The organism is Viridibacillus sp. KH_047, from assembly GCF_057838945.1.
On record NZ_CM174479.1, the window covers coordinates 884,909 to 910,825 of the forward strand.

Genomic DNA, 25,917 nt, shown 5'->3' on the forward strand with positions numbered 1-25,917 from the left:
TGAAGCTAGTGTACCACATCCATTATATGGAGTGAAAATGTGAGGGTAGCACTTTTGGGAATACTATTTCAAAATGCGGAATGTTTTATACATGGAGGTTACACTGTTAGCTGAATGAGCGCCTCCCACATTTCGGTTGCCGAAATAAAGTGCTAGTATTAAAAGTAGTTTTTGGATAAAATAAAAGATATAGTTGCTCATTAAAGGAGGCTTTTCAATTGAATCAAGAAACTTTAGATATGTTTAAAACATTAACTGAATTACCGGGGGCACCGGGTGATGAACGTGCCGTGCGCGCTTTTATGCGTCAAGAGTTATCTAAGTATGCTGATGAGATTGTGCAAGACAATTTAGGTGGCATTTTCGGATTAAAAAAAGGTGACGAAAATGGTCCACGTATTTTGGTTGCAGGTCATATGGATGAAGTTGCTTTTATGGTCACTTCAATTACTGAAAATGGTATGCTTCGTTTCCAACCTCTAGGTGGATGGTGGAATCAAGTAATGCTTGCACAACGTGTTGAAGTATATGCAACAAATGGTGCAATTCCAGGTGTTATTGCTTCTGTTCCAAAACATTTATTAACACCAGAAATGCAGTCAAAACCAATGGAAATTAGCAATATGTTAATTGATGTAGGTGCTGACGATAAAGAAGATGCTGAAAAAATGGGCATTATTCCAGGGCAATCAATTATTCCGGTTTGTCCATTTACACCGATGGCAAACCCGAAAAAAATCATGGCAAAAGCATGGGATAATCGTTATGGCTGTGGGCTAGCAATTGAATTATTAAAAGAACTGAAAGACGAAAAACTACCGAATACATTATATTCAGGCGCAAATGTAATGGAAGAGGTTGGATTACGTGGAGCTAAAGTATCAGCTAATTTGATTAAACCTGATCTTTTCTTTGCATTAGATGCCAGCCCAGCTAATGATACTTCAGGTGATAAAACACAATTCGGTCAACTAGGTAAAGGTCCTTTACTTCGTATTTTAGACCGCACAATGATCACTCATAGAGGAATGCGTGAATACATTCTAGATACAGCTGAATCTAATAATATTCCATATCAATACTTCGTCTCACCAGGTGGCACAGATGCAGGTAATGTACATATTTCTAATGATGGTGTACCAAGTTCTGTTATCGGTATTTGTTCACGTTATATTCATACACACGCTTCAATCATTCATACGGATGATTTGGAGGCAGCGAAAGAATTGATCGTGAAGCTAGTCAAAAATGCAGACCGTACGACGTTAGAAACAATCCGTGCAAACGGCTAATTTGTTATACTATTAAGGGGGTTCCGTCATGGGCCCTCTTTTTCTGTACATAAATGAGTAATTGAAGGAGTATGAAAAATGCTAATAGCAATAGGAACAAAAAATAAAGCTAAGACTGGTGCTGTAGAAGCAGTTGTAAAACAATTAATAAATGAAGAATTAGTATTCCAACATATTGAAGTTGCATCGGGCGTATCCGCACAACCGATGACAGATATTGAAACAAGAGAAGGCGCAATTAACCGTGCAAAAAATACGCGTAATGTATCCAATGCAGATTTTTCATTTGGATTAGAAGGTGGAGTAAAAGTAATTGATGGGGTCATGTATGTTTGCAATTGGGGAGCTCTTGTCTTAAAAGATGGACATGTCATTACAGCTGCAGGGGCTCAGATTCCATTGCCAGAAACAGTTGCAGAAGCTGTGAAAAGTGGCAGAGAGCTAGGTCCTGTAATGGATGAATACACCCAACAAAACGATATTCGACAACATTCTGGAGCAATTGGTATTTTCACTCAGGATTTAATTGATCGAAAAGAAATGTTTGAACATGTTATAAAATTGTTAATTGGGCAATACTTCTTCCAAAAAGCATGACTTTTCCCTCTTTATTAGAGTTTAGTGGGAAGAGCACTAAAGTTGCATGGACTCTATAACATCTTTAAAATAGAATGGAGTTCAAGCAAGGATGGAGGATGGCATGTCACGATATACCATTGTATTGTTACTAATCATTTCTGTACTAGCAAGTCTTGCAGGTTGTGGACAAACTATTGAAGAACAGATGGATCAGGGAATGGAGAATGCCAAAAGTGTATTTAACGCCAAACCTGAGAAAAGTACAGAGCAAGCCAATAAAATCAATTTCTATCTACCTTCAGGTTTTACAAAAGAAACTTCATCAGATGATACCAATATTATATTATCTAAAGATGAAAATGCATTTGTTCTATTTATAAATCCTAATGAAAGTAATGATAGTGAAAGATTTTATAAAGCTTTGAAAGCTGATAAAAAAGCTAATATAGTAAAAGAACAAACATTTAAAAAGAAGAACCGATTTGGATTTGCAAGTGTTATAAAGAAAGAAGACAAACAATATGAGATCATTGTAAGTAGTGGTGGTGTTAAATTGACGACCATTACAAATGGTGAAAATATCGATGAACTAATAGAACAAATGATGCAAATTGTTCGATCAGTGAAGATTACTAATAAGTGAGGTTAAGAACATGCAAAGTTTACAAACTATTGAACAATTTTCAGACTTAAAATCACAAGGGAAAACAGTCTTTCTATTTACAGCAGGCTGGTGTCCAGATTGTCATTTTATCGATCCGTTTATGCCAGAAGTAGAAGAGAAATTTGAAGATATTCAATTTGTATCAGTTAATCGCGATGATTTTATCGATTTATGTGGAGACTTAAATATATTTGGTATACCTAGCTTCGTCGCATTCGAAAATGGTGAAGAAAGTGGTCGGTTTGTAAGTAAAGATCGTAAAACACAAATTGAAATTGAAGAGTTTTTAGAATCATTATAAGTCATTGGAGATAGTGAAATAAAAGCTATCTGATACGGTTCACAAAAAAGTGAACCGTTTGTTTATGTAAAAATAAAGGGAGTTGAAGCAGTTGAAATCTAAAGAGCTAGTCAAAAAGCTACAAGAACGATTGAGTGATACTCACTTTGAATGGCAATTTGATGAAAAACACAACAAAGTAAGATTAGATCATAAAGAGCTAGGTAAAGGGATGGACATATCCTTACCAGGTATCCTTTCTAAATATGAAACGAAAAAAGAACTTGCAATTGATGAAGTAATTTATACAATTCAAGAGACATTTTCAGCAATGGAAAAAGAGCATGCAGAAGGATTTAAGAATCTAGATAATATTTTCCCAATCATTCGCTCCACATCTTTTCCGAAAAAATCAAAAGATGGCCATGCATTCGTAACAACTGATCACACAGCAGAAACACGTATTTACTATGCTCTTGATCTTGGCAATACGTATCGTCTAATCGATGTTGATATGTTGGACAAGCTCAATGTATCAGCAGAGCAAATAACAGAAGCTGCGCGCTTTCAAATAAGAAAGTTGAATACGAAAGTTAAAAAAGACGTAGTAGCAGAAAATGTTTTCTATTTTTTAAATGAAAATGATGGTTATGATGCAAGTCGTATTTTAAATGATGCCTTTTTAAAGGAAATGCATGGTAAGATTGAAGGGGATATGACTGTGTCAGTACCGCATCAAGACGTGCTAATCATAGGTGATATTCGTAATGAAGCAGGATATGATGTATTAGCACAAATGACAATGCATTTCTTTACTGTAGGTACTGTACCAATTACATCACTGTCATTTATATATGAAGATGGCGATTTAGAGCCAATCTTTATATTAGCTAAAAACAGAGTGAAAAAGGAGCAAGAGAAAAAATGATCGTATCATACAACAAAGCTTATGTTGGAGACGTTTTACTCGTTCAATTATCAACAGAAGCAATCGTAAAAACTGTTTTAGAAAAGCACGGAGATTTAGTTCTTTTAAAAGAAGAATCTACTGGCGAAGTAAAAGGGTTTAACCTTTTTAATGCAAGTGAGTATATGCAAATTGAACAACAAGGCAACGTTGAAATTACAGAAGAGCTAGTAGCAGCTCTTGATGCAGCTATCGCTAAAAATGGCGCAACATTAAATTTAGATGTTGACCTAACACCTAAATTTGTCGTTGGTCTTGTTGAAGAAAAAGAAAAACACCCAAATGCAGATAAATTAAATATTTGTAAAGTAAATGTAGGAGATGAAACATTACAAATCGTATGTGGTGCTCCAAACGTTGAAGCAGGTCAAAAAGTGGTTGTAGCAAAAGTGGGAGCAGTTATGCCTTCAGGTATGTTAATCAAAGATGCTGAGCTACGTGGCGTTCCTTCTTCTGGAATGATTTGTTCAGCTCGTGAGTTAGCAATACCAAACGCTCCGCAAGTAAAAGGTATTTTAGTGCTTGAGGATGATGCAGTTGCAGGTACACCTTTTCAAGCTTAAATAAAATATTGTTAAATCGACATACCGTATTATAGGTATGTCGATTTTTAATTTTGTAACAAAAAAGAAATAATTATATTAATATACGAAGTGAATTTGAGAAAAATGGTAATTTTCTAGTACATTCTTTCGCTTCTCATTGCATACTTGGCGTTATTACTGATAAAATGAATGCAACGATTTGGAAAAGAGTGATTCTTATGAAATGGTTTAAAAATGTAGTTGCTCGTATTATGGGTGACGAAATCGAAGAATATGATAATGAAAAAAAGATTCGTAATGACAGAATTGAAATACAAGATACATATGAAGAATATATAGAACAAGAATTTGAAACAGTACAACAAGAAGATTCTATTCCCGCATTTTTACGTAAGAGAGATGCTTTCCGATTCCCGGTTATTTCTGATTCGGAGCGCTCCCAAATGCTACAGAAGGAAGCTCCAAGCAAGCAAGCGCCACCACAATCGAATAAAAAAGTTAGACCTAAGCCACAACCCGTACAACCAGGTCAATGGCAAGAACAGCGCCAAAGTCAAAAACAAGATCGTTTCCAACCATCTTCTCAAAGTCAAACAACATTGCAAAATAAAAGGTCACCATTTGAAAATCAGGTACAGCAATATCAGGAACCAGCTCGTTTCGAAACACGAGAGCAGCCGAGACCGACAACGAAGAATCGTTATAACGAGGCACCATCAAAAAAAGAGCGTATTAATCCATTTAATCCAAAGCCAAATTTTGATACAACTGCACCTTATAGGGAACGACCAAGTTCTTCACTAGGTCGTAGATCGGTTGAGAGTGAAACTGAAACTGTGACTACCACAAAGCCAGAGCAAGTAAAAAAACAAAAGTTCAAACCTACAAATGTACCTTCACCCGTTTATGGTTTTCAAAAGCCACCTATGCGTTCTATTCATGACCAGCTAGAGGGCAATGAATCCGATGAACTAAAACAGACTGAAGATCATTTAGAAGTAACGCAAAAGGCTACTGTAGAAGAACATGCCATTGTTGAATCAAAGCTAGAGGAAACTCAAGTTATTACTGAAACAGAAGTAAAGGAAGTTCAAGCTACAGTAGAAACAGAAGTGGAAGAAGTCCAAGCTGTTGTTGAAACAAACGTAGAGGAAGTCCAAGCTGTTGTTGAAACAAAAGCAGAAGAAGCCCAAGTTATTGCTGAAACAGAAGTAGAAGAGGTTCAAGCTGTTGTTGAAACAAAAGCAGAGGAAGCTCAAGTTATTGCTGAAACAGAAGTAGAAGAGGTCCAAGCTGTTGTTGAAACAAAAGCAGAAGAAACCCAAGTTATTGCTGAAACAGAAATGAATGCAGCCCAAGCTCTTGCTGAAACAGAAGTAGAAGAAGCCCAAGTTATTGCTGAAACAGAAGTAGAAGAGGTTCAAGCTGTTGTTGAAACAAACGTAGAGGAAGTCCAAGCTGTTGTTGAAACAAAAGCAGAAGAAGCCCAAGTTATTGCTGAAACAGAAGTAGAAGAGGTTCAAGCTGTTGTTGAAACAAAAGCAGAGGAAGCTCAAGTTATTGCTGAAACAGAAGTAGAAGAGGTCCAAGCTGTTGTTGAAACAAAAGCAGAGGAAACTCAAGTTATTGCTGAAACAGAAATAGAAGAGGTCCAAGCTGTTGTTGAAACAAAAGCAGAGGAAACTCAAGTTATTGCTGAAACAGAAATGAATGCAGCCCAAGCTCTTGCTGAAACAGAAGTAGAAGAGTTCCAAGCTGTTGTTGAAACAAAAGCAGAGGAAGCTCAAGTTATTGCTGAAACAGAAGTAGAAGAAGCCCAAGTTATTGCTGAAACAGAAGTAGAAGAAGCTCAAGTTATTGCTGAAACAGAAGTAGAAGAAGCCCAAGTTATTGCTGAAACAGAAGTAGAAGAAGCCCAAGCTATTGTTGAAACAGAAGTAGAGGAAACTCAAGTTATTGCTGAAACAGAAGTAGAAGAAGCCCAGGCTATTGCTGAAACAAAAGTAGAGGAAGTTCAAGTTATTACTGAAATACTGGTAATGGAAGAACAGCCTCTCGAAGCTACTATTGAAGAGAATATAACTGAATCCAATATAAAAATGGAAGAGGTAAATGATCAAGTTATTGATTGTGAAGAAATTACCTCTCCAGCCACTTCACATTATGTGGAAGAGCCAATCCAGCACCAACTAATACCTGTTGCAGTTAAAGAGCAGGATGAAATTGTAGAACAAAATCTAGAAGTAAAATTAGTTGGGCAGGCACAAACTTCCATAGAGGAGATTACTATAGAAGAAAAACCTGCCATTGTCGAAGAACTTATTCGTCGAGCGGAAGAGCCTGAAGATGAGCTTTTAAAATCAGAAGATGCAATTATAGAAGCAACTATAAAGCCATCTGAAAATGTAGAAAAGATAGAGGAACCATCTTCAAAAGAGGAAGAGTACCAAGAAATAAAAAAAGAAGAAAGTAAACTTCCTTTTAATGTTCTCATGTTAAAAACAGATAAAGAGAAATGGGCACTCAGAGAAGCAAAGACTAAGCAAATATTAAATACGAGTGTAGAAGAAACTGTACTTCCTTTGGTCGCTATAGAGCAACCTGTTGGAACGGTTTTTACTGAGAACCCTGTACAACAACCAATATTAGAATCTTTTACGGTGTCTGATAATCAAGAAGTTGCGGCGACAGCAGTTGAGCCAGTCATCGAACCGGAAATTGAAGAGCCTATGCCATCACGTATTAACGAAAACCTTGATGAATCTCTAAAATATTTAGAGTCACCAGAAGAAAAAACAGAGGATTTTGAATGGATGGATATGCAAGGTGAGAAACTAATTGAAGCACTCTCTTATTTTCAAGTAAAAGGAGAGATTGTTCAAATTGTGCAAGGACCTGCAGTAACGCAATTTGAAATTACGGTTGGTCATGGTACCAAGGTGAGTAAAATACGAAATTTAGCAGATGATTTGAAACTGGCTCTTGCTGCTAGGGATATACGTATTCAAGCGCCGATTCCAGGTAAGAGCTCAATCGGAATTGAAATTCCAAACCAAAAATCACGACCAGTGCGAATTTCTGAGATTGTTGGTGACCAGTTATTTATTGATTCAGATTCGCCTCTTGAAGCAGCGTTGGGTTTAGATTTAACAGGAAAACCGGTAACGCTGGATCTTCGTAAAATGCCTCATGGATTAATTGCAGGGGCAACTGGATCTGGTAAATCTGTTTGCATTAACTCAATTTTGGTTAGTCTATTATTAAAAGCTAGCCCACAAGATGTGAAACTGCTATTAATTGACCCTAAAATGGTGGAATTGGCTGCATTTAATCATATTCCTCATTTAGTGAGCCCGGTGATTACTGATGTCAAGGCAGCTACTGCAGCTTTAAAATGGGCTGTAGAGGAAATGGAAAGACGTTATCAGTTGTTCGCACATGTTGGCGCGCGAGATATTACTCGATACAATACCATGGTTGAAGAAGAACGAAAATTTTCATTGAAAATGCCATATTTAGTGATTGTCATTGATGAATTAGCAGATTTAATGATGATGGCTCCTACTGATGTGGAAGAGGCTATTTGTAGAATTGCTCAAAAAGCAAGAGCTTGTGGTATTCATTTAGTACTTGCAACTCAACGTCCATCTGTAGATGTTATTACAGGGCTAATTAAGTCTAATATTCCGACACGTATTGCTTTCTCTGTATCATCTCAAATTGATTCACGTACAATATTAGATAGCCAAGGTGCGGAGCGATTATTAGGTCGTGGTGATATGCTGTACTTAGGTAATGGAATGTCTGGGCCTATTCGTGTGCAAGGTACATTCGTAACGGATGAAGAAATAGAAGCTGTGACAGACTATATGCGATCACTAGGTGAACCGGAATATATTTTTGAACAAGAAGAATTGTTGAGAAAAGCTGAGGCAATTGAGGAACAAGATGAGTTATTTGAAGAGGCATGCCGTCATATTTGTGAGCAAGGTACAGTTTCGACATCTTCTTTACAAAGAAAATTCCATATCGGTTATAATCGAGCAGCCAGATTAGTAGACATGATGGAAGCTCAAGGATTTATCTCAGAGTCAAAGGGCACAAAACCACGTGATGTCTTTTTGAAAACACAAGATTTAGAGAATCTCTTTAATAACGGATATGATGAAATGTAAATTATTTATGACTAATGTCTTATTACTTCTAAATAATTAAAGTGGAAGAGTGGGAATTATCGTTTATTTTAGAAGTGTAGTAATCCATGCTATAATGTAATATGTTTTAAAGATTTGATTAATCAAGGGTAAGGAAACTTTCCCGGGAGGTTTCAACATGACAGTTTATCATTTTACAGGAATTAAAGGATCAGGAATGAGTTCACTTGCACAAATTCTATTTGATTCAGGTGAGACGGTTCAAGGTTCCGATATCGAAACATACTTTTTTACAGAGGATCCTTTAAGAGAGCGCAATATTACCATCTTGCCTTTCGATGAGAACAACATTCAACCAGGAATGATTGTAATTGCGGGTAATGCTTTTACGGACGAGCACCCAGAGTTAGTAAAAGCCCGTGAAATCGGTGTAGAAGTAATTCGTTATCATACATTCCTAGGGGAATATTTAGAACAATATACATCAGTCGCTATTACAGGAGCCCATGGTAAAACTTCAACAACAGGTTTGATGTCTCATGTGTTGGAAGGAGACAAGCCGACTTCGTTTTTAATTGGTGATGGTACTGGTGGCGGGGCAGTAGATGCTCAAAACTTCGTAATGGAAGCATGCGAATACCGCCGTCATTTCTTAGCGTATCATCCAGATTATGCAGTGATGACGAATATTGATTTTGATCACCCTGACTATTATAAAGATATAGAAGATGTGTTTGATGCGTTTCAATCGATGGCATTACAAGTAAAAAAAGCTATTATTGCTTGCGGTGACGATGAACACTTACAAAAAATTCAAGCTAATGTACCAGTCGTATTTTACGGTTTTGGTTCTGAAAATGATTTTGAAGCGCGTAATGTAGAAAAAACAACTGAAGGTTCTACCTTCGATGTTTTCGTACGCAACGAATTCTATAGTAAATTCCATATTCCAATGTTTGGAGATCATAATGTCTTAAATACACTTGCAGTGATTTCTTTATGCCATTATGAAGGAGTTCCAGCTGAAACGATTCAAGCTCGTTTAAGTACTTACGATGGTGTTAAACGTCGTTTTACTGAGACAGCAATTGGCGCACGTACATTAATTGATGATTATGCTCACCATCCTACAGAGATTAGAGCGACAATTCAATCTGCACGACAAAAATACCCGAATCGCGAAGTTGTAGCTATTTTCCAACCACATACATTTACACGTACACAAGCTTTTTTACAAGATTTTGCGGATAGTTTAAGTGAAGCAGATAGTGTTTATCTTTGTGATATTTTCAGCTCTGCGCGTGAAAAATCAGGTGCTCTGTCTATACAAGATTTAGTAGATCTAATTGAAGGCAGTGAACTATTGAAGTTAGAAAATATTCCTTCTTTAATAGAGCATAAAGATTCTGTATTCTTGTTTATGGGTGCAGGCGATGTCCATAAATTCCAAGAAGCATTTGAAGCTCTTTTATTAGAAGAAAACGCATAATACAAGCGAAAATATAAAAAAACAGTTTAACCTCTCCTAGAGGCTGAGCTGTTTTTTTTATGGAAAATTCTTTATTTTTGTAGTATAGTGATGATGATTAGCAGGATTTAGCAATGTTTTGTTGAATGTATTGTAATATGTAATGTTTAAATACATTCATTTTGTGGGAACTTAAATGTATATAGTAAGGAGGGTGTAAGATGATAGTTATTTTGTATATAGCAGCACTAGTTGCGGCTGTTGGGTTCCTTGTTTTATGTATTGGTTTAACAATGACATTAAATTCGTTGAAAACGACGTTAAATAATGTAGCGAATACGATGGCTGGAATTGAAGGTCAAATGCAAGGGATTACACGTGAGACAACAAGCTTGTTAGAAAAATCAAATAGTTTGGCAGAGGATATTCAGGATAAATCTCAACAACTGAATACCGTAGTTCAAGCTGTTAAAGGTTTTGGCGATTCAGTAAATGGATTGAATAATTCAGTGCAACAAGTGACATCTTCTATTTATTCAAACGTTTCAAAAAACAGTGATCAGATCGCTCAAGTTATTCAATGGAGTAACGCATTTATGGGAATACGTGGTAAGATGAAAGAGCGTAAAGCAAACAGTGAAACAGTTTCAGTGAATACACCAGATGAAACTGGTAAGCGAAAAAGAAGAAAATAAGACTTTGGGAGGCGCTAGGTATGTCAGAACAAAAACCGAATTACAATGATGTGAGAAATAATTATGATGTTTATGGGAACCAAGGTATTGAGGGTTCGGAAGAGAATGCTTACTTACCACAACCTTATGAACATAAAACTGAATCTCTCTATGACGAATCAAATGTAAATGTAAAAGATTTTGTGATCGGTGCATTTGTAGGTGGTATTGTTGGGGCTGCTGCAGCGTTATTTTTAGCTCCTAAAACAGGTAAAGAATTGCGTAACGATGTGGCAACACAAGCAAGCCAAATCAAAGTAAAAAGTATTGAGCTTTCTTCCACTGCAAAGGAAAAGTCTGCTCAAATTTCAAAAACGCTACAAGAACAATCAGGTCAACTAGTTGATAAAGTAAAATCAATCAAATCTAAAACAACTCAGCCATTGGATGATGGAACGGCTTCTTCTGAAGGTGAAGAGCCGATTGATATCATGGAAACAATGGAAAAAACGATTGCAGAATATGAAGCAGAAACTAATGAGCCGACGGCTGTAAGCTTGGCTCTTGAAGAAGCAGTAGAAGTAGTCGAGTCTGTAACGAAAGAAGCAAAAGCTGAAGCTTCAAAAAACAGATAATGTATTAATAAGTAAAAAGCTATCTCAAAGTTCGTAATTAGAACATTTGAGACAGCTTTTTTTCGTTTTTTATAAGATTTCTTGCTCTATTTTATTTAATGTAATAGAAAGTCGATCGCCACCGAAGATTTCTGCATCGAATTTTGAAGGTTTTTCATTACGTAATATTGAAAATGAGCCTTTGAAATCTGTAGGTAATTGCCAATTGGAAAAACGGAATACATCTTGGTAAATCCAGTTACTAGTATCTTTTGTGACAAATTGAATTTTTGCGCCATTTGGTATGACATCTGATTTATTTGCAATTTCTCCATTTATATAAACAGACATGCAAGTTTTAATCATTTCTAACGTTTCATCTTGGAATGTTACGATTATGCGATCTTCTATTTGCATGTTAAGGCGCTTAGCGATCTGTCCAACTGTCGGCAATTCGGTCATTTGGATGGTTATGCGATCATTATTCTTCATAGCATAGTGAAGTTTTGTTGGAAGACTGTTAAGTGTTAAACTACTCGTGAATTCTAATAAACTTACAGGCTTGTTATCAACATATATTGTAAATGGTGTTAATCGTTTTATAAGGTCTTGATTGTTAGTCCAATGTAAAATTTCTTCTATGGTATCGGCTGTTTTAATAGAAACAATGTCACGATCTTTCAATTGCGTATCCAAGGAGACTGTTTGGCCGTTTACCGTGATTTTCGGTTGTATTTCATATGTTAAATCTTGGATGAATACTTTTTTAATACCAGCATCATCTAATATATCTTTCACCGAAGCTTGAGCAGGTGCTCCATTTTCGCCTTCTTTTAACTCAATGATATCACCATTTTGGATGAGGTGTTTGGTATTTGCTTTATTACCGTTAACGAAAATTTCAGTTGGGCTGCCATGACCACCGGGTATAAAGATGTCCTGATCGTTTACTTTAATTGAAAGAGCTAAACCTGGTTTACCGTATAATTTTGTGGCTAAAACATTGGCTGCAAGTAATGCGTCTGACACCGTCATCTCTTTTAATTCAAATAGACGGATGATTTGTTTATTTACTTCAACGGTCATATATTTTATTGGTGCTCGTTTTGCGGCAATGGCAATACCAATAGGTGTTACAAGCTCAGGAGAGGCAGGAACATGATCCTCCCTTGTGAGTTGTTGAATGGCATCAATTCCTCGAACTGCTACCCGATTTTCTGGTAACTCTAAAACTCTGCAAAGTTCCAGTGGTAAATCCGGTGTTAAACTGCCACCGCCTACTAGTAAAACAGCTTTTGGAGCAATCTGATTATTTAATCGTAAAATTTCAGTGCCAATTGCTGTAGCGAGTTGTACGACTGCTGGACGTAATTTTTCCATAATTTCAGAGCGCGGGTAAAACTGGTCGAATCCTAATATATCTTGAATATTAATCTCATCTTGTGTAGCCATTTCTTTTTTTGCTTTTTCAGCAACAGGGAAGTCCAGTAAGTAATGGTCACTTAACGCCTCTGTAATTTCATCACCAGCTGTAGGTACCATTCCATAAGCTACAACTGTACTTTTATCTGTAATGGCGATATCCGACGTACCTGCACCTATATCCACTAGAGCGACATTTAAACGGCGCATTGTAGGAGGAATTAACGCATTGATGGCTGCGATTGGTTCAAGGGTTAATGCTTCCATCTCTAAATTTGCACGTTTAAGAGCCGCTAACAGTGATTCTACGACGACTCTTGGTAAGAATGTAGCAATTACTTCAACTGAAGCTTCCTCGCCTTGTTGGTCAATTAAACTGCCAATTTCTTCTTGGTCTAAACGGTAGTATAAAACTGAATAGCCAACACAATAATAATGACTAGTATTATTTTTTTCTTCTTTATTTTGTAATAGTTGTTGCTGGGCTTGTTGAACAGCGGCTAATTCTAAACGGCTAATATCTTCTTCAGTGAAAGCAAGACGGTTTTTTATATTAATCGTGACAGCAGCTTGTTCAGTTTTTAAAGCTCGACCCGCAGCCGCAACACTTACTTTATGAAGAGGGCCGTGTTTCTCTTCAAGTTGTGTTTTAATTTTCTCTATTAAAGTAGCTACATGTAATACATTATGTATTTGACCATCTACCATGGCACGTTCCTTGTGTTCTTCAATCATTAAGTCGACAACGTGGAAATTTTCACCTTGTTCTTCTATAATTATTCCAACTACAGAGCGTGTACCTATATCTAATGCAAATAGCTTAGACATCGTGTTTTGCCACGTCCTTTCATGTGCATTTAAAGCAATATACTTCGCCGCGTTGAAGCGTTAAAGAAATATTGCGTGACTTTTTCAAAAACATTGATTATAATAGTCTTATTATCTAAAAATGTATCATAGTTTTCAGTCTACTGAAAGTACCTGATACGAGGAAGTGAGGAGAAACGCAATGAGTCATCAAAATTTAGATCACTTACGTGACCGCGTAGACGCATTAAACCTTGAAATTTTAAGTTTAATTAACGAACGTGCAGAAGTCGTACAAGAAATTGGAAAGATTAAAGAAAAACAAGGTGTTAATCGTTATGATCCTCTTCGTGAGAGACATATGTTGAACCTTTTGAAAGAAAATCATGAAGGTCCACTTAGTCAGGGTACGATTGAACATATTTTCAAAGAAATCTTTAAATCAGCATTGAAATTACAGGAAACAGATCATAAAAAAGAATTATTAGTATCTCGTAAACGTAAACCAGAGGATACAATTGTGAATATTAACGGAGAAGCAATTGGATCTGGAGAACCAACATTCGTATTTGGTCCATGTGCGGTTGAATCATACGAGCAAGTTGCAGCAGTTGCTGCATCGATTCAATCAAAAGGTTTGAAAATGATTCGTGGCGGAGCGTACAAACCACGTACTTCTCCATATGACTTCCAAGGTCTTGGTCTTGAAGGTTTGAAAATTTTAAAACAAATTTCAAAAGAATTCGGTTTAGCTGTAGTTTCTGAAATTGTTACACCATCACATTTGGATGAAGCATTAGATCATATCGATGTTATCCAAATCGGTGCACGTAATATGCAAAACTTCGAATTATTAAAAGCAGCAGGAGCGACAAATAAACCTGTACTTTTAAAACGTGGTTTAGCAGCAACAATTGATGAATTCATCAATGCAGCAGAATACATTATCTCAAAAGGTAATGATCAAATTATTCTTTGTGAACGTGGTATTCGCACATATGAAAAAGCGACACGTAACACATTAGATATTTCAGCTGTTCCAATTTTAAAACAAGAAACACATTTACCAGTATTTGTAGATGTAACGCACTCAACTGGTCGTCGTGATTTACTATTACCATGTGCTAAAGCAGCCATTGCCATTGGAGCAGATGGTGTCATGGCAGAAGTTCATCCAGATCCAGCAGTTGCATTATCGGATGCTCAACAACAAATGAGCATTCCACAATTCGATGAATTCTACGAAACACTACAAAAGTTCATGAAATCTTACGAAATACACGCATAATAGGGGGTGACGATTCGAATTACTAGAATCGTCACCTTTCTTTTGTTGAAAAATCTTTGCTAATTGTCGTATCATAAAAAGAAGAAAAGAAAAGGAGGTCATCAAGTGACCGTTACAATTTATGATGTTGCACGTGAAGCAAATGTTTCTATGGCGACAGTTTCACGTGTCGTCAACGGCAACCCAAACGTTAAGCCGTCAACTAGAAAAAAAGTTCTTGATGTAATTGAACGCTTAGAATATAGACCAAATGCGGTTGCTCGTGGCTTAGCAAGTAAAAAAACAACGACAGTAGGCGTTATCATTCCGGATATATCCAATATTTTCTATGCTGAGCTGGCGAGAGGTATTGAAGATATCGCGACAATGTATCGCTATAATATTATTTTATCCAATTCCGATCAACGAGAAGAGAAGGAAATACAGTTATTAGATAATATGTATGGTAAGCAAGTTGATGGAATTGTTTTGATGAGCGAGCAAGTCACAGAAGAACTATTAGATAAAATGGGACAGTCCCCTGTACCAATCGTTTTGGCGGGTTCAATTGACCAAACACAAAAAATACCATCTGTAAATATCGATTATTTACAAGCGGCTTATGAAGCAGTTAGCCGACTAATAGATAATGGCCATAAACGAATTGCTTTCGTGTCAGGACCATTCACTTCTACGATTAACCGAGAATATAAATTTGCTGGCTACAAGAGAGCATTAGAAGAAGCGGGTATTGAATTGGATAACAATCTTGTTATTGCTAATGAAGACTCTTATGATAGTGGTATCGAAGATTGGTCAGAGCTAAGCAAGCTTGAAAATGCACCAACAGCCTTCTTTGCTGGTAGTGACGAGCTAGCCATCGGAATTATCCATGGTGCACAAGATGCAGGTAAGAAAGTGCCGGAAGATATTGAAGTAATCAGTTTTGAAAACTCGAAGCTGGCACGAATGGTACGCCCTCAATTAACAAGTGTTGTATTACCGCTGTATGATATAGGTGCGGTTTCAATGCGCCTATTAACTAAATTTATGAACAAAGAAACAGTGGAAGATGGAATTGTTATACTTCCACACCGTATTGAAGAACGAGATTCAGTAAAATAAATACTTCAATAAAAAAGGATTGCTCTAACATCGTGTAAAAGACGATAGAGCGATCCTTTTTATATATGTTTAGCTTTGGATAGAACGAATCATGTACAATGCTTTTTCTAAAATTTGATGATTTTTTTCTGTGATTTCTACTTTTCTTGGAACTTCATTATACATATTAATTGGATCCATCCAAGTAGGGATTAGGGTGACTGGAGATTCGGGCTGCCACTTTTCTAACCAAGCAGACGGGAGTGGCCCATCAGGAGCTTTTTGATCAGTCATTTCTGTCCAAATTAGTGACCAGGCCCTTGGGACTACTCGCCAAATATCATAGCCGCCTCCACCGACAGCAATCCAGCGGCCACCACAATATTCATGTGCTAGCTCATGAGCGATCCGAGGTATTTCTTTATAAATCTTCATCGAACCATACAGATGAGTTAGGGGATCAAAATAATGTGCATCTGCACCATTTTGTGTCAAAATAACATCTGGTTTAAAATGCGCGACTATTTCTCTAAAGGCTGTTTCATAGATGTCCAAAAATGACTCATCTTCTGTGAAAGCATCAATCGGTAAATTGAAAGAAGTACCATGACCCTCACCAGTTCCTCTTTCTGTAACGTTCCCAGTGCCAGGGAAAAGATAACGACCTGTTTCGTGAATAGATATAGTACACACATCTGGATCGTCGTAAAAGCTCCATTGAACACCGTCACCATGATGTGCGTCTGTATCGATATAGAGTACTCTAGCATTGTATTTTTGTTGCATATACTTGATGGCTACAGTGCTGTCATTATAGATACAAAATCCCGAAGCACGACCTTTAAAGCCGTGATGAAGTCCACCACCTAAATTAGCAGCATGCTTAGCCTTTCCTTGCATCACATAATCGCATGCGGTTAGTGTGCCACCTACGATATGAGCACTCGCTTCATGCATAAATGGAAAGATGGGCGTATCCTCTGTGCCGATGCCATACTGCTCACCTTGTTCATTTGTTATTTCACCGTGGCCTGCTTTTTTTACTATATCCATATACTTTGAATCGTGACCGAGAAGAATTTCTTCATCTGTTGCGATACGTGGTTCAACAATATCTGCTTTATTTAAGGCACCAAGCTCATTTAGTAAATCGACTGTTAAAGTTAGTCTTTTTTGATTAAAAGGATGAGTGTCTGAAAATTTATATCCAAGTTGGTTATCTGAGTAGATGAATACGGCGTTCATTTCTACAGTTTCATGCCCGGCATATTTGGCCATAGCACATCAAACCCTTCTTTTCGTAAATCCTCAATGATGGAAAGAGGATTCATGATTTTTACTCGTATAGATAGTATTTTCATCTCATCAAACTCTTTATCAGGATATACTAAGACACTCAATACACTCGCGTGGTGCTTATGGAATACTTTTGTTACTTCAAATAATATGCCGACGATATCGGGTACACGAATTTCTATGTGTGAGCTTGGTTTATTTGCTCCAGTTAACTCAATATAGTTATACAGTAAGTCTGTTCCTGTTACGATCCCTACTAATTTACCACCACTGATGATAGGTAAACAACCAATACGATGTTCATAAAAAATTATGGCGATCTCTTCGACGAAATCAAGTGGATGACCAACAATTATATTCTTTGTCATAATATTTTCTAATGGTTGGTCATAGATACCTTCGTCTGGTATTTTGAGCAGGGAAGACGGGAGCGCGTTTTTTATATCCCTTTCTGTCACTAGGCCAATAACTTCATTAGCTGCATTTGTAATAGGTAAATGACGAATCTGTTCTTTTTTAAGTAGCTGAACAGCCTCCTTAATAGTGTTGGATGGCTTTAAGGAGTACACAGTTGTATTCATGATTTCTTCAACAATCATAGACAAAATCCCCTTTGTGTAGTTGTTTAGTACATGAAACGGCTTTTAAAACGTAGCTGATCAAACCTTTGAATTGATTGACTATTAACTCTACTACCAATACGTGCCATTAGGCAATTCGCGGGGTGTGAAGAGATTTCAGGTTCATCTGTAGCGAAATTCTCCAGACCTCCCGCGTTCATCATTTTTTCCATGATTTTACGATATTCCCAAACATTTAGTCCGGTTCTTTTTAAATCCCAGTGCCAATAATATTCGGTTGTAATAACGATATAGTCCTCCATCGCATCATCCATCATAGATACGCGAAGTATTTGTTTACCTACACCTGCTCCACGAAATTCTGGTATGACTTCGATTGCTCCAAGTTCAATTAAATTTTCCATTTTCCCTTCTGACCAACGTTCTAATGGATCAGGGTATAAAAAGGTTGCATAACCGACGATGGTATCCTCATTACGTGCAATAATAATACGTCCTTCAGGTAATTTGGCTATTCCTATTAACGCTTTAAATTGTTGTTTAGCAACTCGAAAAGCTGTTAAATCCTCATGAAACTTTAGTTTTTCTAATTGCTCAGGTTGGATAGGACCTTCGACCACAATTTGACCTGATTTAGTTTCCATATTAACGCCGTAATAAGTTTTAATAAATTCCATTATTTCACCGCCTTACTAAGATATTGTATTTCAATTATACATGAATGAAAAAGAGAATAATTACATAAATGAGAAAATTATATGTCTAGTGTCAAAAGTTTGTAGGGTGATAAAAGGTTTAATTAATGAGGTTTAGATGCAATTAAATGGTATAAGAAAAGAGCATTCTACAAGTCTGTAGAATGCTCTTTGAGAAGGATTAATTGTTGTTACTAGCATCGTTGTTTTCATTACTAGTATCTTTATCCTTATCTTTATCGGTACTTGGGTCCTTGTCTTTATCTGGCTCAGTTGTATTGTCTTTGTCCGATATCGGTTTTTTATTATCCGTATTAGGTTGCTGATTCTTATCTTTGTCTTTGTCTTTATTAGTATTTGCGTTTGAATTTGAAGGATTGTTATTTGGTTGTTTATCTTTATCTTTATTCTTATCTTTATCCTTGTCTTTCTCATCATTAGGTTTGTTTGCAGCATCTAATTTTTCTTTCTCTTTTGATGATAGAATACCTGCAGGGTCTCCACCCAGGGTTCCTAACATACGAGAGATAAAGTCAGGATTTAAGCCGCCACTTGAGTTGAAGCTATCATCTGGACTAGTAGGTAACATCACTTGAGAGTTAAATAAATCAGTTCTTGAGAACCCTGCTTTTGAACATGCTGAAGATAATGCTCGTCCAGACAAACCACAGAATGTCTGACTAACTACACCTGGAGGAGCAGTGAAGCGTTTGCCAGATGCTGTAGCTAATTTTGGATTAGAATCATAAACAGAGTTCATCAGTCTAGCCCATAACATATTTATACGAGTACTTGGTTGTAAGTAAGTTTCATTGTATTGATAAAGTGTCTGTGGTGTATCGTAACCCATCCATACGCCTAATGAAATATCAGGGTTAAACCCGACTAACCAAACATCATTATAGTTTTGTGATGTACCTGTTTTAGCAGCGAAGTCTGCACTAAATTTCAGGCCAGCATTTGCTGTAGTACCAGTTCCTTGTTTCAATACATCACGCATCATATCCGTAATGATATAGGAAGTTTGTGGACTGTATACTTGTTTTGCTTTTGATTTGTGTTTATATACAGTTTTACCGTCTGAATCAACAATTTTAGAAATCATATAACCATCTACGAATTTACCTCCATTTGCAAAAGTTGCAAATGCATTCGTATTTTCTTCCACAGTTACACCATATTTTAGCGCGCCAATAGAAGTTGCGTAGTTCGTATAATCATCCGCATCTAAATCTGAGAAGCCATTTTTGGCAAGTAAATCAGCAGGTCTACGGTTCATGATTTGGCTGTACAGTCGGATTGCTGGTAAGTTTTGTGAGTCTTTTAAAGCTTCACGTGCCGAAATAATACCTCGGTTATCACTTTCAGTATAGTTTGATGGAGACCATCCAGGCATGCTAAATTTCACATCGACTACAGGACTACCTGCCCCGATTACTCCATATTCAATCGCTGGTGCATAAACTAGAAGTGGCTTCATAGTAGAACCATTTGAACGTTTAGCTTGAGTCGCATGGTTTAGTTCTTCTAATTTAAAGTCACGACCACCGACGAAGCTTAAGATTTTACCTGTTTTGTTTTCCATGACAATACTACCAACTTGTACAGGTACATCAACTTGTTTACTTTTTCCAGTCTCTGAATCTGTAACAGTCTTTTTAAATGTAGCGCCGTAATAGGCAAAGTTATCTTTTACATTTTGCATATTGTCATACATTTTCTTATCAATTGTAGAGTATATCTTATAACCTTTTGATCTCAATTCACGATCTGCTAAGATTGTATACTTTTCTTTTAATTTCTTTTCATTTTTTAATCGTTTTGGATCTAATCCATCTTTTTTAGCTAAAATAGTAGCCATAATATCTTTCGCACGGCTTTCAATTTCATATGTTACATATGGATATTTTTCTTCTGGGCGAAGTTCCGGCTTACGGAAATCTTTTTTAATATTGTATTTCAACGCTTTTTTATACTGCTTGTCCGTAATATAGCCTGTTTCATGCATACGATATAGAACAGTTTTCATACGATTAATGCCAAGTGCTAATGAATCTTTATCTTTAAGCTTTCCTTGCTGTGTAAATGGTGTATAGGCATAAGGTGATTGTGGAATACCTGCGATATAGGCAGCTTGTGCAAGGTTAAGTTCACTTGCTTTTTTATTGAAAATACCTTCAGCTGCTGTTTCGATTCCAGCAATATTACGCCCAGATGCATTTCTACCATAAGGAATAATATTTAAATAAGCTTCTAAAATTTCGTCTTTGTCCATGAATTTTTCAAGTCGCATTGCGAGTAATAATTCCTTCGCTTTACGCTCGTAAGAAACTTCATTTGTTAAAATTTGGTTTTTAATTAATTGCTGCGTTAATGTGGAGCCACCTGTTTGAGTCGAAGAGTTCGTTACATCTTGTAACAATCCACGGAAAACTGCTTTTGGCACAATACCGTTATGTTCATAGAAGTATTCGTCCTCTGTAGCTAGTACAGCATTAATTACATTAGGCGAGACCTTATCTAGAGTAGTTTCACGTCGTTCTAAGTCTGAACGCATTTTACCTAAATATTTTCCACCTGCGAAGTAGAGATCACTCGTTTCATCATAAGTTAAAATGTCGCTACGCATTTCAGCTTTTGCTCGCAGAGGCTCTTCTTTTACGAGGGAAGCAAAATATCCAGCGCCAATAGACCCTACAAATACAAAACCTATAACTGCTAATGTGATAAATAATAAACATAAATTCCAGATTACGCTTGATGTTATGCGTAGTGTTTTCATCCATCTCATAGAAGTCATTTCTTGAATACGATTGTCTATTTTTTTAACCCATTTTTTAAATTGTTCTATCACTAAATCGACCTCCTAAAATCTCGTTAATTATACCATAATTGATTTATGACTAATAATATTTATTGACAATGAATCTAAATGAAGTACAATAGTCATTAATAGTTTTTCGAGCGTTGAAAAGTGCGCAGTAGTGAACATATTCCCTGTATAGAGAGCTAGCGGTTGGTGAAAGCTAGTCATAATATGAACACGAATTACACATTTGGAGCGAGAACGTAAGCGTCGCGTTAAGACGTATGAGCCGGAAGAATCATTTTTTCTTCAAGCTGGGTGGTACCGCGTTAAATTGTGATTAACGTCCCTGCATATTTATATGCAGGGACTTTTTTTATTTAAATTAGGAGGTAAGGATTATGACAAATCTATTATTGGAAGATTTACAGTGGCGTGGCCTACTGTACCAACAAACAGATGCTGAAGGTATGGAAAAATTATTAAATGAGGAATCTGTTTCTTTGTATTGTGGTGTTGACCCAACTGCAGATAGCATGCATATCGGACATATCGTGCCACTACTTACTTTAAGAAGATTCCAAATGGCAGGTCACCAACCAATTCTATTAATCGGTGGCGCTACTGGTATGATTGGTGATCCATCAGGTCGTTCTGAAGAGCGCCAATTACAAACCGTTGAACAAGTTGAGAAAAACGTACAAGGAATTAAAAAACAATTAGAGCGTATTTTCGATTTCAATTCAGATAACGGTGCAAAACTTGCAAACAACCGCGACTGGATTGGCTCAATGAATACGATTGAATTCCTACGTGACTACGGTAAATTAATCAATGTAAACTACATGCTGGGTAAAGATACAATTTCATCTCGCCTAGATACTGGACTTTCATTTACTGAATTTGCTTACACAATTATTCAAGGTATTGACTTTAACCACTTATACGACAACTTCAACTGCCGTATTCAAGTAGGTGGCTCTGACCAGTGGGGAAATATTACAACTGGCCTAGAAGTGATTCGTAAAACACATGAAGAAGAAACAAAAGCATTTGGTATCACAATTCCACTTGTAACAAAAGCGGATGGTACAAAATTCGGCAAAACAGCAGGCGGAGCAGTTTGGTTAGATGCTGAAAAAACATCACCTTACGAGTTCTACCAATTCTGGATCAATGCAGCTGACTCTGATGTCGTGAAATACTTGAAAATCTTCACATTCCTATCTCGTGAAGAAATCGAAGCATTAGAAAAAGCTGTAGAAACTGAGCCACATCTACGTAAAGCACAAAAAGCATTAGCTGCTGAAATGACAAAATTGATCCACGGTGCAGAAGGCTTAGAACAAGCTATTCGTATTACAGAAGCATTATTCTCAGGTGACTTAAAAGCACTTTCAGTAGAAGAAATGAAAGTAGCATTTAGTGGCGTACCTTCTGTTGAAATCGCAAAAGAAGATCAAAATATTGTCGACCTAATCGTCGAAGCTAAAATTTCATCTTCAAAACGTCAAGCCCGTGAAGACGTAACAAACGGAGCTATCTCAATCAACGGCGAAAAAATTACAGATTTAGCATACACTGTAGACGCCAAAGACCGCCTAGAAGATGCATTCGCAATCGTAAGAAGAGGCAAAAAGAAATACCACATGGTGAAATTTAACTAAATGCTGAAGGCGCTCGTTTCAAGGAACGTAACCTAAGTACGCGGCGTCCTGCCGCAACGGTTACGTGACCCACATCCTGTGGGCCCTCGACAAGCGTTGTAGTTCTCGAATCAAAAGCATCACTACAGCTTTTGTCCGAGGGAACGGAAACGACCTCGAGCAGCTAGCGCCTGAAGCTGGATATCTTAATTAAAGTACCAATTATTTATCACTAAGACTACTGCTCACTTTAAAGTGAGCAGTAGTCTTTTTTGAACTTTAGCAAAGAAGTATAGAACTAATAGATATTATGATTATTAAAGAAAACTTTTCTATACATAGAGTAGACTCTTTTGTAAGAAATTAACCCTATTTAATCGTAAAATATTGAAATTAAAAAAGGTTGCAAAAAAAGACTTCTCACTTAATGTGAAAAGTCTTCTGCTATTAGTAAATTCATCTTATTTTTCAATTACCCATTCAGGTAACGTAAGGTTTTCATACTCTTTGGGATGTATTAAGGTTGCCAACTTCAAAGCACCTTCTAGTAACCTAGGCGAAGGACGGCAATAGAGCCATTCCTCCATTACATGAAGGCGGTCTAATTTTATAGCGGACATCTCTGATGCTCCGGGTCTTTTCAGAAGGTGTCCAGGTTTAATCCGGTGGTGTTGAACACCGACCCATGCTAGAAACGCATAATCAGGATTTCGCTTTAATACATCATTCCAATCGGTCTGTACACTAGCTAATTCAACATCAGCAAAGAGGTTTACACCACCCGCAATTTCGCTTACTTCAGTCAGCCAGTTAATACCACCTGGTGTGAATATAGGGTTTGGCCACCATTCCCAATATAATGAAGGTTTAATTTCACAACTTTCGCCGATTTTCTTCATACTAGCAACAAAGCTCTCAAATTCAGCAGCTCTTGTCTCAGCATGTTCGAGTACGCCACATGCTTTGCCTAGTATACGTAAATCGTCAGCAATTTCTTGCAGACTATTAGGATTTAGAACGAGATGTGGAATTTTACGACGCTCGAGTTCCTCAATATTCTTCTCCATTCCAGGAACGCTAAGTGAAGCGATGACGAGCTCGGGCTCCATGCTTTCAAGCAAATCCATATTAATAGAAAGATCCGGACCAAGGCGTGGTAAATGCTGAATAGAAGATGGCCAATCAGAAAAATCATCGATAGCTATTAACTGATGCTCAAGTTGTAAATAGGTGAGTAGCTCAGTATTACTAGGGCAAATTGATATGATTTTCATTTATAAAAGACCTCCTTTTAAATAAAAAATAGCCATTCGTTAAGTGTTATTATAACATAACGAATGGCTATTTTTGGCTATAGCTGAAAACGAGATTAGATTATGACCAGCGACTCATGCCACCTTTAACATTATAAACAGAAGTGAAGCCTGCTTTTGAAAGAATACTAGCAGCACGAGCACTTCGCATACCACTTTGGCAGATAACGATGATTTCCCTGTTGGCGTCGAGTTTGCTTACTTTGCTTGGTAGTTGATCTAATGGGATATTTTGAAATTGCACAATATGCCGGGTTTTATATTCACCAGATGTGCGGACATCGATAAGTTGCTTTGATTTGTCATTTAGCATGTTTTTTAAATCATTTGTAGAAATATTTTTTACACCTTTTGCTGTTTTTGTACGGAAATACATAAAAACAGCGATTGCAAGGAGTAGGATAATCCATTCCATTATTGTAATTCTCCGTTCCTATTAGTTGTTGTTAGTTGCTGGATAATTTTCATAGCTGAATTTGGGTCATAACCAAGTACCCAATTACCATTAATATTTGTTTGGGGTACACCAAGACGACCAGTTGCAGCCATTAGTTCTTGCACAATTTCAGGTTTTTCTTGAATATTTACTTCTTTATAGAGAATGTTTTGTTCGATTAGAAAATTTTTCATTAATACGCAGTATCCACAATTTGTGGATGAATAAACGGTCACATCCAATGTCATTTCGTTATTGCCTCCTTTTGACAGTTTACTCTATATACCCCTATAGGTATTTTTAATATACTATGTAGGGTATGAGTTTTCAACTAATTTGTTTTGTAACATCTTTACTTGACACAATACCATTAGGGGTATAATATCTAATACTGTTACATGATAAGCTTGGATTGAGGTGACAATAATGGAATATGACGATCAAATTAAGAATCGTTTGAAACGAATTGAAGGTCAGCTAAAAGGTGTTATCCGCATGATTGAAGAAGAAAAAGAATGCAAAGATGTCATCACACAGTTATCTGCCTCTCGCTCAGCAATTGATCGCGCGATTGGGCTTATTGTAAGTACTAATTTAGTGCGTTGCATGGAAGATGAAAATGAGCTTAAAGGGAAAGATAAAGAAACATTAATTAAAGAAGCTGTAGATTTATTAGTGAAGAGCCGATAATCGACTCTTCCTTATTTTAAATATAATATATACCATGTGGGGTAAGGGAGATAATAAAAATGAAATCAATATCAGTAGAAGAAGTACAACAATTATTAGAATCAGGTAAAGAATTAAATTTAATTGATGTTCGTGAAGTGGATGAAGTAGCGGCGGGTATAATTCCAACAGCCATCAATATCCCATTAGGATTAATCGAATTTCGTATGAATGAATTAGATAAATCCAAAGAGTACATTATGGTTTGTCGTTCAGGTGGGCGCAGTGGCAACGCAACGATATTTTTAGAAAATCAAGGTTTTAATGTGGCTAATATGGATGGCGGCATGTTAGCTTGGTCAGGCGATGTTGAATAAATTACAGCTATAAGACTCGTATTAAAGAGTATGCATTTCGCATACTCTTTTTTATATGGAATAATATTGGAATGTAAAGATATTTTATTAGACGATATGATAATTGAGTGGAAACCGACATCTGCTCTTAAAGGATTATTGAGAAAGAAGTTGAAAGACTCGCATAGTCATCATTAATGTTGTATTTCTCATATTTACCAAAAATAAGTTTTTTGAGAGAATATACCTATATTATCTTTGGTATGATTTTAACAGAATACT

Annotated in this window: 23 protein-coding genes and 1 other annotated feature; of the genes, 15 read left to right on the plus strand and 8 right to left on the minus strand. The window is 36.7% G+C overall.

What is annotated here, in order from left to right:
* The first annotated feature begins 218 nt into the window (after nt 1-218).
* From AC3IS5_RS04510 to AC3IS5_RS04555, 10 genes are all read left to right on the plus strand, one after another.
* Nucleotides 219-1,292 (plus strand): M42 family metallopeptidase, encoded by a 1,074-nt coding sequence (locus AC3IS5_RS04510; protein ID WP_489426734.1) that lies wholly within the window; start codon nt 219-221, stop codon nt 1,290-1,292.
* A gap of 78 nt (nt 1,293-1,370) precedes the next feature.
* The gene (locus AC3IS5_RS04515) at nt 1,371-1,889 is read left to right on the plus strand and encodes a DUF84 family protein (RefSeq protein ID WP_489426735.1); all 519 of its coding nucleotides are present in this window, start codon (nt 1,371-1,373) and stop codon (nt 1,887-1,889) included.
* A gap of 103 nt (nt 1,890-1,992) precedes the next feature.
* Nucleotides 1,993-2,514, plus strand: a complete 522-nt coding sequence (locus AC3IS5_RS04520; RefSeq protein ID WP_489426736.1) for a hypothetical protein — start codon at nt 1,993-1,995, stop codon at nt 2,512-2,514.
* A 10-nt stretch (nt 2,515-2,524) separates the two neighbouring features.
* Complete coding sequence (locus tag AC3IS5_RS04525) at nt 2,525-2,836, plus strand: thioredoxin family protein (protein WP_489426737.1); 312 nt, start codon at nt 2,525-2,527, stop codon at nt 2,834-2,836.
* 91 nt (nt 2,837-2,927) lie between these two features.
* A complete protein-coding gene (locus AC3IS5_RS04530; protein WP_489426738.1) occupies nt 2,928-3,743 on the plus strand; it encodes a DUF1444 domain-containing protein in 816 nt (271 codons plus the stop codon).
* Nucleotides 3,740-4,345, plus strand: a complete 606-nt coding sequence (gene ytpR / locus AC3IS5_RS04535) for a YtpR family tRNA-binding protein (protein WP_489426739.1) — start codon at nt 3,740-3,742, stop codon at nt 4,343-4,345. Before AC3IS5_RS04530 ends, ytpR begins: the two co-directional genes overlap by 4 nt.
* 200 nt (nt 4,346-4,545) lie before the next feature.
* Nucleotides 4,546-8,502, plus strand: a complete 3,957-nt coding sequence (locus tag AC3IS5_RS04540; RefSeq protein ID WP_489426740.1) for a DNA translocase FtsK — start codon at nt 4,546-4,548, stop codon at nt 8,500-8,502.
* A gap of 157 nt (nt 8,503-8,659) precedes the next feature.
* A complete protein-coding gene (gene murC, locus AC3IS5_RS04545; RefSeq protein WP_489426741.1) occupies nt 8,660-9,970 on the plus strand; it encodes a UDP-N-acetylmuramate--L-alanine ligase in 1,311 nt (436 codons plus the stop codon).
* Between the two features lie 200 nt (nt 9,971-10,170).
* Complete coding sequence (locus AC3IS5_RS04550) at nt 10,171-10,644, plus strand: DUF948 domain-containing protein (RefSeq protein WP_489426742.1); 474 nt, start codon at nt 10,171-10,173, stop codon at nt 10,642-10,644.
* Between the two features lie 20 nt (nt 10,645-10,664).
* Nucleotides 10,665-11,258, plus strand: coding sequence for a YtxH domain-containing protein (locus AC3IS5_RS04555; protein WP_489426743.1), 594 nt, complete (start codon nt 10,665-10,667; stop codon nt 11,256-11,258).
* 69 nt (nt 11,259-11,327) lie between these two features.
* Here the strand turns inward: AC3IS5_RS04555 and AC3IS5_RS04560 are convergent, their stop codons facing one another.
* Nucleotides 11,328-13,487: a cell division FtsA domain-containing protein gene (locus AC3IS5_RS04560; RefSeq protein WP_489426744.1), complete on the minus strand. Its 2,160-nt coding sequence runs from the start codon at nt 13,485-13,487 to the stop codon at nt 11,328-11,330.
* 181 nt (nt 13,488-13,668) lie between these two features.
* Here AC3IS5_RS04560 and AC3IS5_RS04565 point away from each other — a divergent pair, with 181 nt between their 5' ends.
* Together AC3IS5_RS04565 and ccpA are read left to right on the plus strand one after the other, a co-directional pair.
* A complete protein-coding gene (locus AC3IS5_RS04565; RefSeq protein WP_390394056.1) occupies nt 13,669-14,754 on the plus strand; it encodes a bifunctional 3-deoxy-7-phosphoheptulonate synthase/chorismate mutase in 1,086 nt (361 codons plus the stop codon).
* Nucleotides 14,755-14,859: 105 nt separating this feature from the next.
* A complete protein-coding gene (gene ccpA / locus AC3IS5_RS04570) occupies nt 14,860-15,858 on the plus strand; it encodes a catabolite control protein A (protein WP_489426745.1) in 999 nt (332 codons plus the stop codon).
* A 69-nt stretch (nt 15,859-15,927) separates the two neighbouring features.
* Here ccpA and AC3IS5_RS04575 read toward each other — a convergent pair whose 3' ends face one another.
* The 4 genes from AC3IS5_RS04575 to AC3IS5_RS04590 form a co-directional block, all read right to left on the minus strand.
* Nucleotides 15,928-17,115: an acetoin utilization protein AcuC gene (locus tag AC3IS5_RS04575; protein ID WP_489426746.1), complete on the minus strand. Its 1,188-nt coding sequence runs from the start codon at nt 17,113-17,115 to the stop codon at nt 15,928-15,930.
* On the minus strand, nt 17,085-17,732 hold the full coding sequence (locus AC3IS5_RS04580; protein ID WP_489426747.1) for an acetoin utilization AcuB family protein: 648 nt from the start codon (nt 17,730-17,732) through the stop codon (nt 17,085-17,087). Before AC3IS5_RS04580 ends, AC3IS5_RS04575 begins: the two co-directional genes overlap by 31 nt.
* Nucleotides 17,733-17,758: 26 nt before the next feature.
* Nucleotides 17,759-18,391 carry a GNAT family N-acetyltransferase gene (locus AC3IS5_RS04585; protein ID WP_489426748.1) on the minus strand — a complete coding sequence of 211 codons (633 nt, stop codon included), beginning with the start codon at nt 18,389-18,391 and terminating at the stop codon, nt 17,759-17,761.
* A 199-nt stretch (nt 18,392-18,590) separates the two neighbouring features.
* The gene (locus AC3IS5_RS04590; RefSeq protein ID WP_489427816.1) at nt 18,591-21,209 is read right to left on the minus strand and encodes a transglycosylase domain-containing protein; all 2,619 of its coding nucleotides are present in this window, start codon (nt 21,207-21,209) and stop codon (nt 18,591-18,593) included.
* Between the two features lie 158 nt (nt 21,210-21,367).
* Nucleotides 21,368-21,569, plus strand: a binding site (T-box leader).
* 47 nt (nt 21,570-21,616) lie between these two features.
* Between AC3IS5_RS04590 and tyrS the strand changes: the two genes are divergently transcribed.
* Complete coding sequence (gene tyrS / locus AC3IS5_RS04595) at nt 21,617-22,882, plus strand: tyrosine--tRNA ligase (protein ID WP_489426749.1); 1,266 nt, start codon at nt 21,617-21,619, stop codon at nt 22,880-22,882.
* A gap of 440 nt (nt 22,883-23,322) precedes the next feature.
* On the opposite strand, the gene AC3IS5_RS04600 is transcribed toward tyrS, so the two are convergent.
* From AC3IS5_RS04600 to AC3IS5_RS04610, 3 genes are all read right to left on the minus strand, one after another.
* Nucleotides 23,323-24,135, minus strand: a complete 813-nt coding sequence (locus AC3IS5_RS04600; protein ID WP_489426750.1) for a cobalamin-binding protein — start codon at nt 24,133-24,135, stop codon at nt 23,323-23,325.
* Nucleotides 24,136-24,235: 100 nt separating this feature from the next.
* A complete protein-coding gene (locus AC3IS5_RS04605; protein WP_489426751.1) occupies nt 24,236-24,589 on the minus strand; it encodes a rhodanese-like domain-containing protein in 354 nt (117 codons plus the stop codon).
* Nucleotides 24,589-24,858, minus strand: a complete 270-nt coding sequence (locus tag AC3IS5_RS04610) for a glutaredoxin family protein (protein WP_489426752.1) — start codon at nt 24,856-24,858, stop codon at nt 24,589-24,591. The genes AC3IS5_RS04605 and AC3IS5_RS04610 overlap by 1 nt, the downstream gene beginning before the upstream one ends.
* Nucleotides 24,859-25,036: 178 nt before the next feature.
* Here AC3IS5_RS04610 and AC3IS5_RS04615 point away from each other — a divergent pair, with 178 nt between their 5' ends.
* Both AC3IS5_RS04615 and AC3IS5_RS04620 read left to right on the plus strand, forming a co-directional pair.
* The gene (locus tag AC3IS5_RS04615) at nt 25,037-25,300 is read left to right on the plus strand and encodes a metal-sensitive transcriptional regulator (protein ID WP_427733576.1); all 264 of its coding nucleotides are present in this window, start codon (nt 25,037-25,039) and stop codon (nt 25,298-25,300) included.
* 59 nt (nt 25,301-25,359) lie between these two features.
* Complete coding sequence (locus AC3IS5_RS04620) at nt 25,360-25,656, plus strand: rhodanese-like domain-containing protein (RefSeq protein ID WP_489426753.1); 297 nt, start codon at nt 25,360-25,362, stop codon at nt 25,654-25,656.
* Nucleotides 25,657-25,917 lie beyond the last annotated feature (261 nt).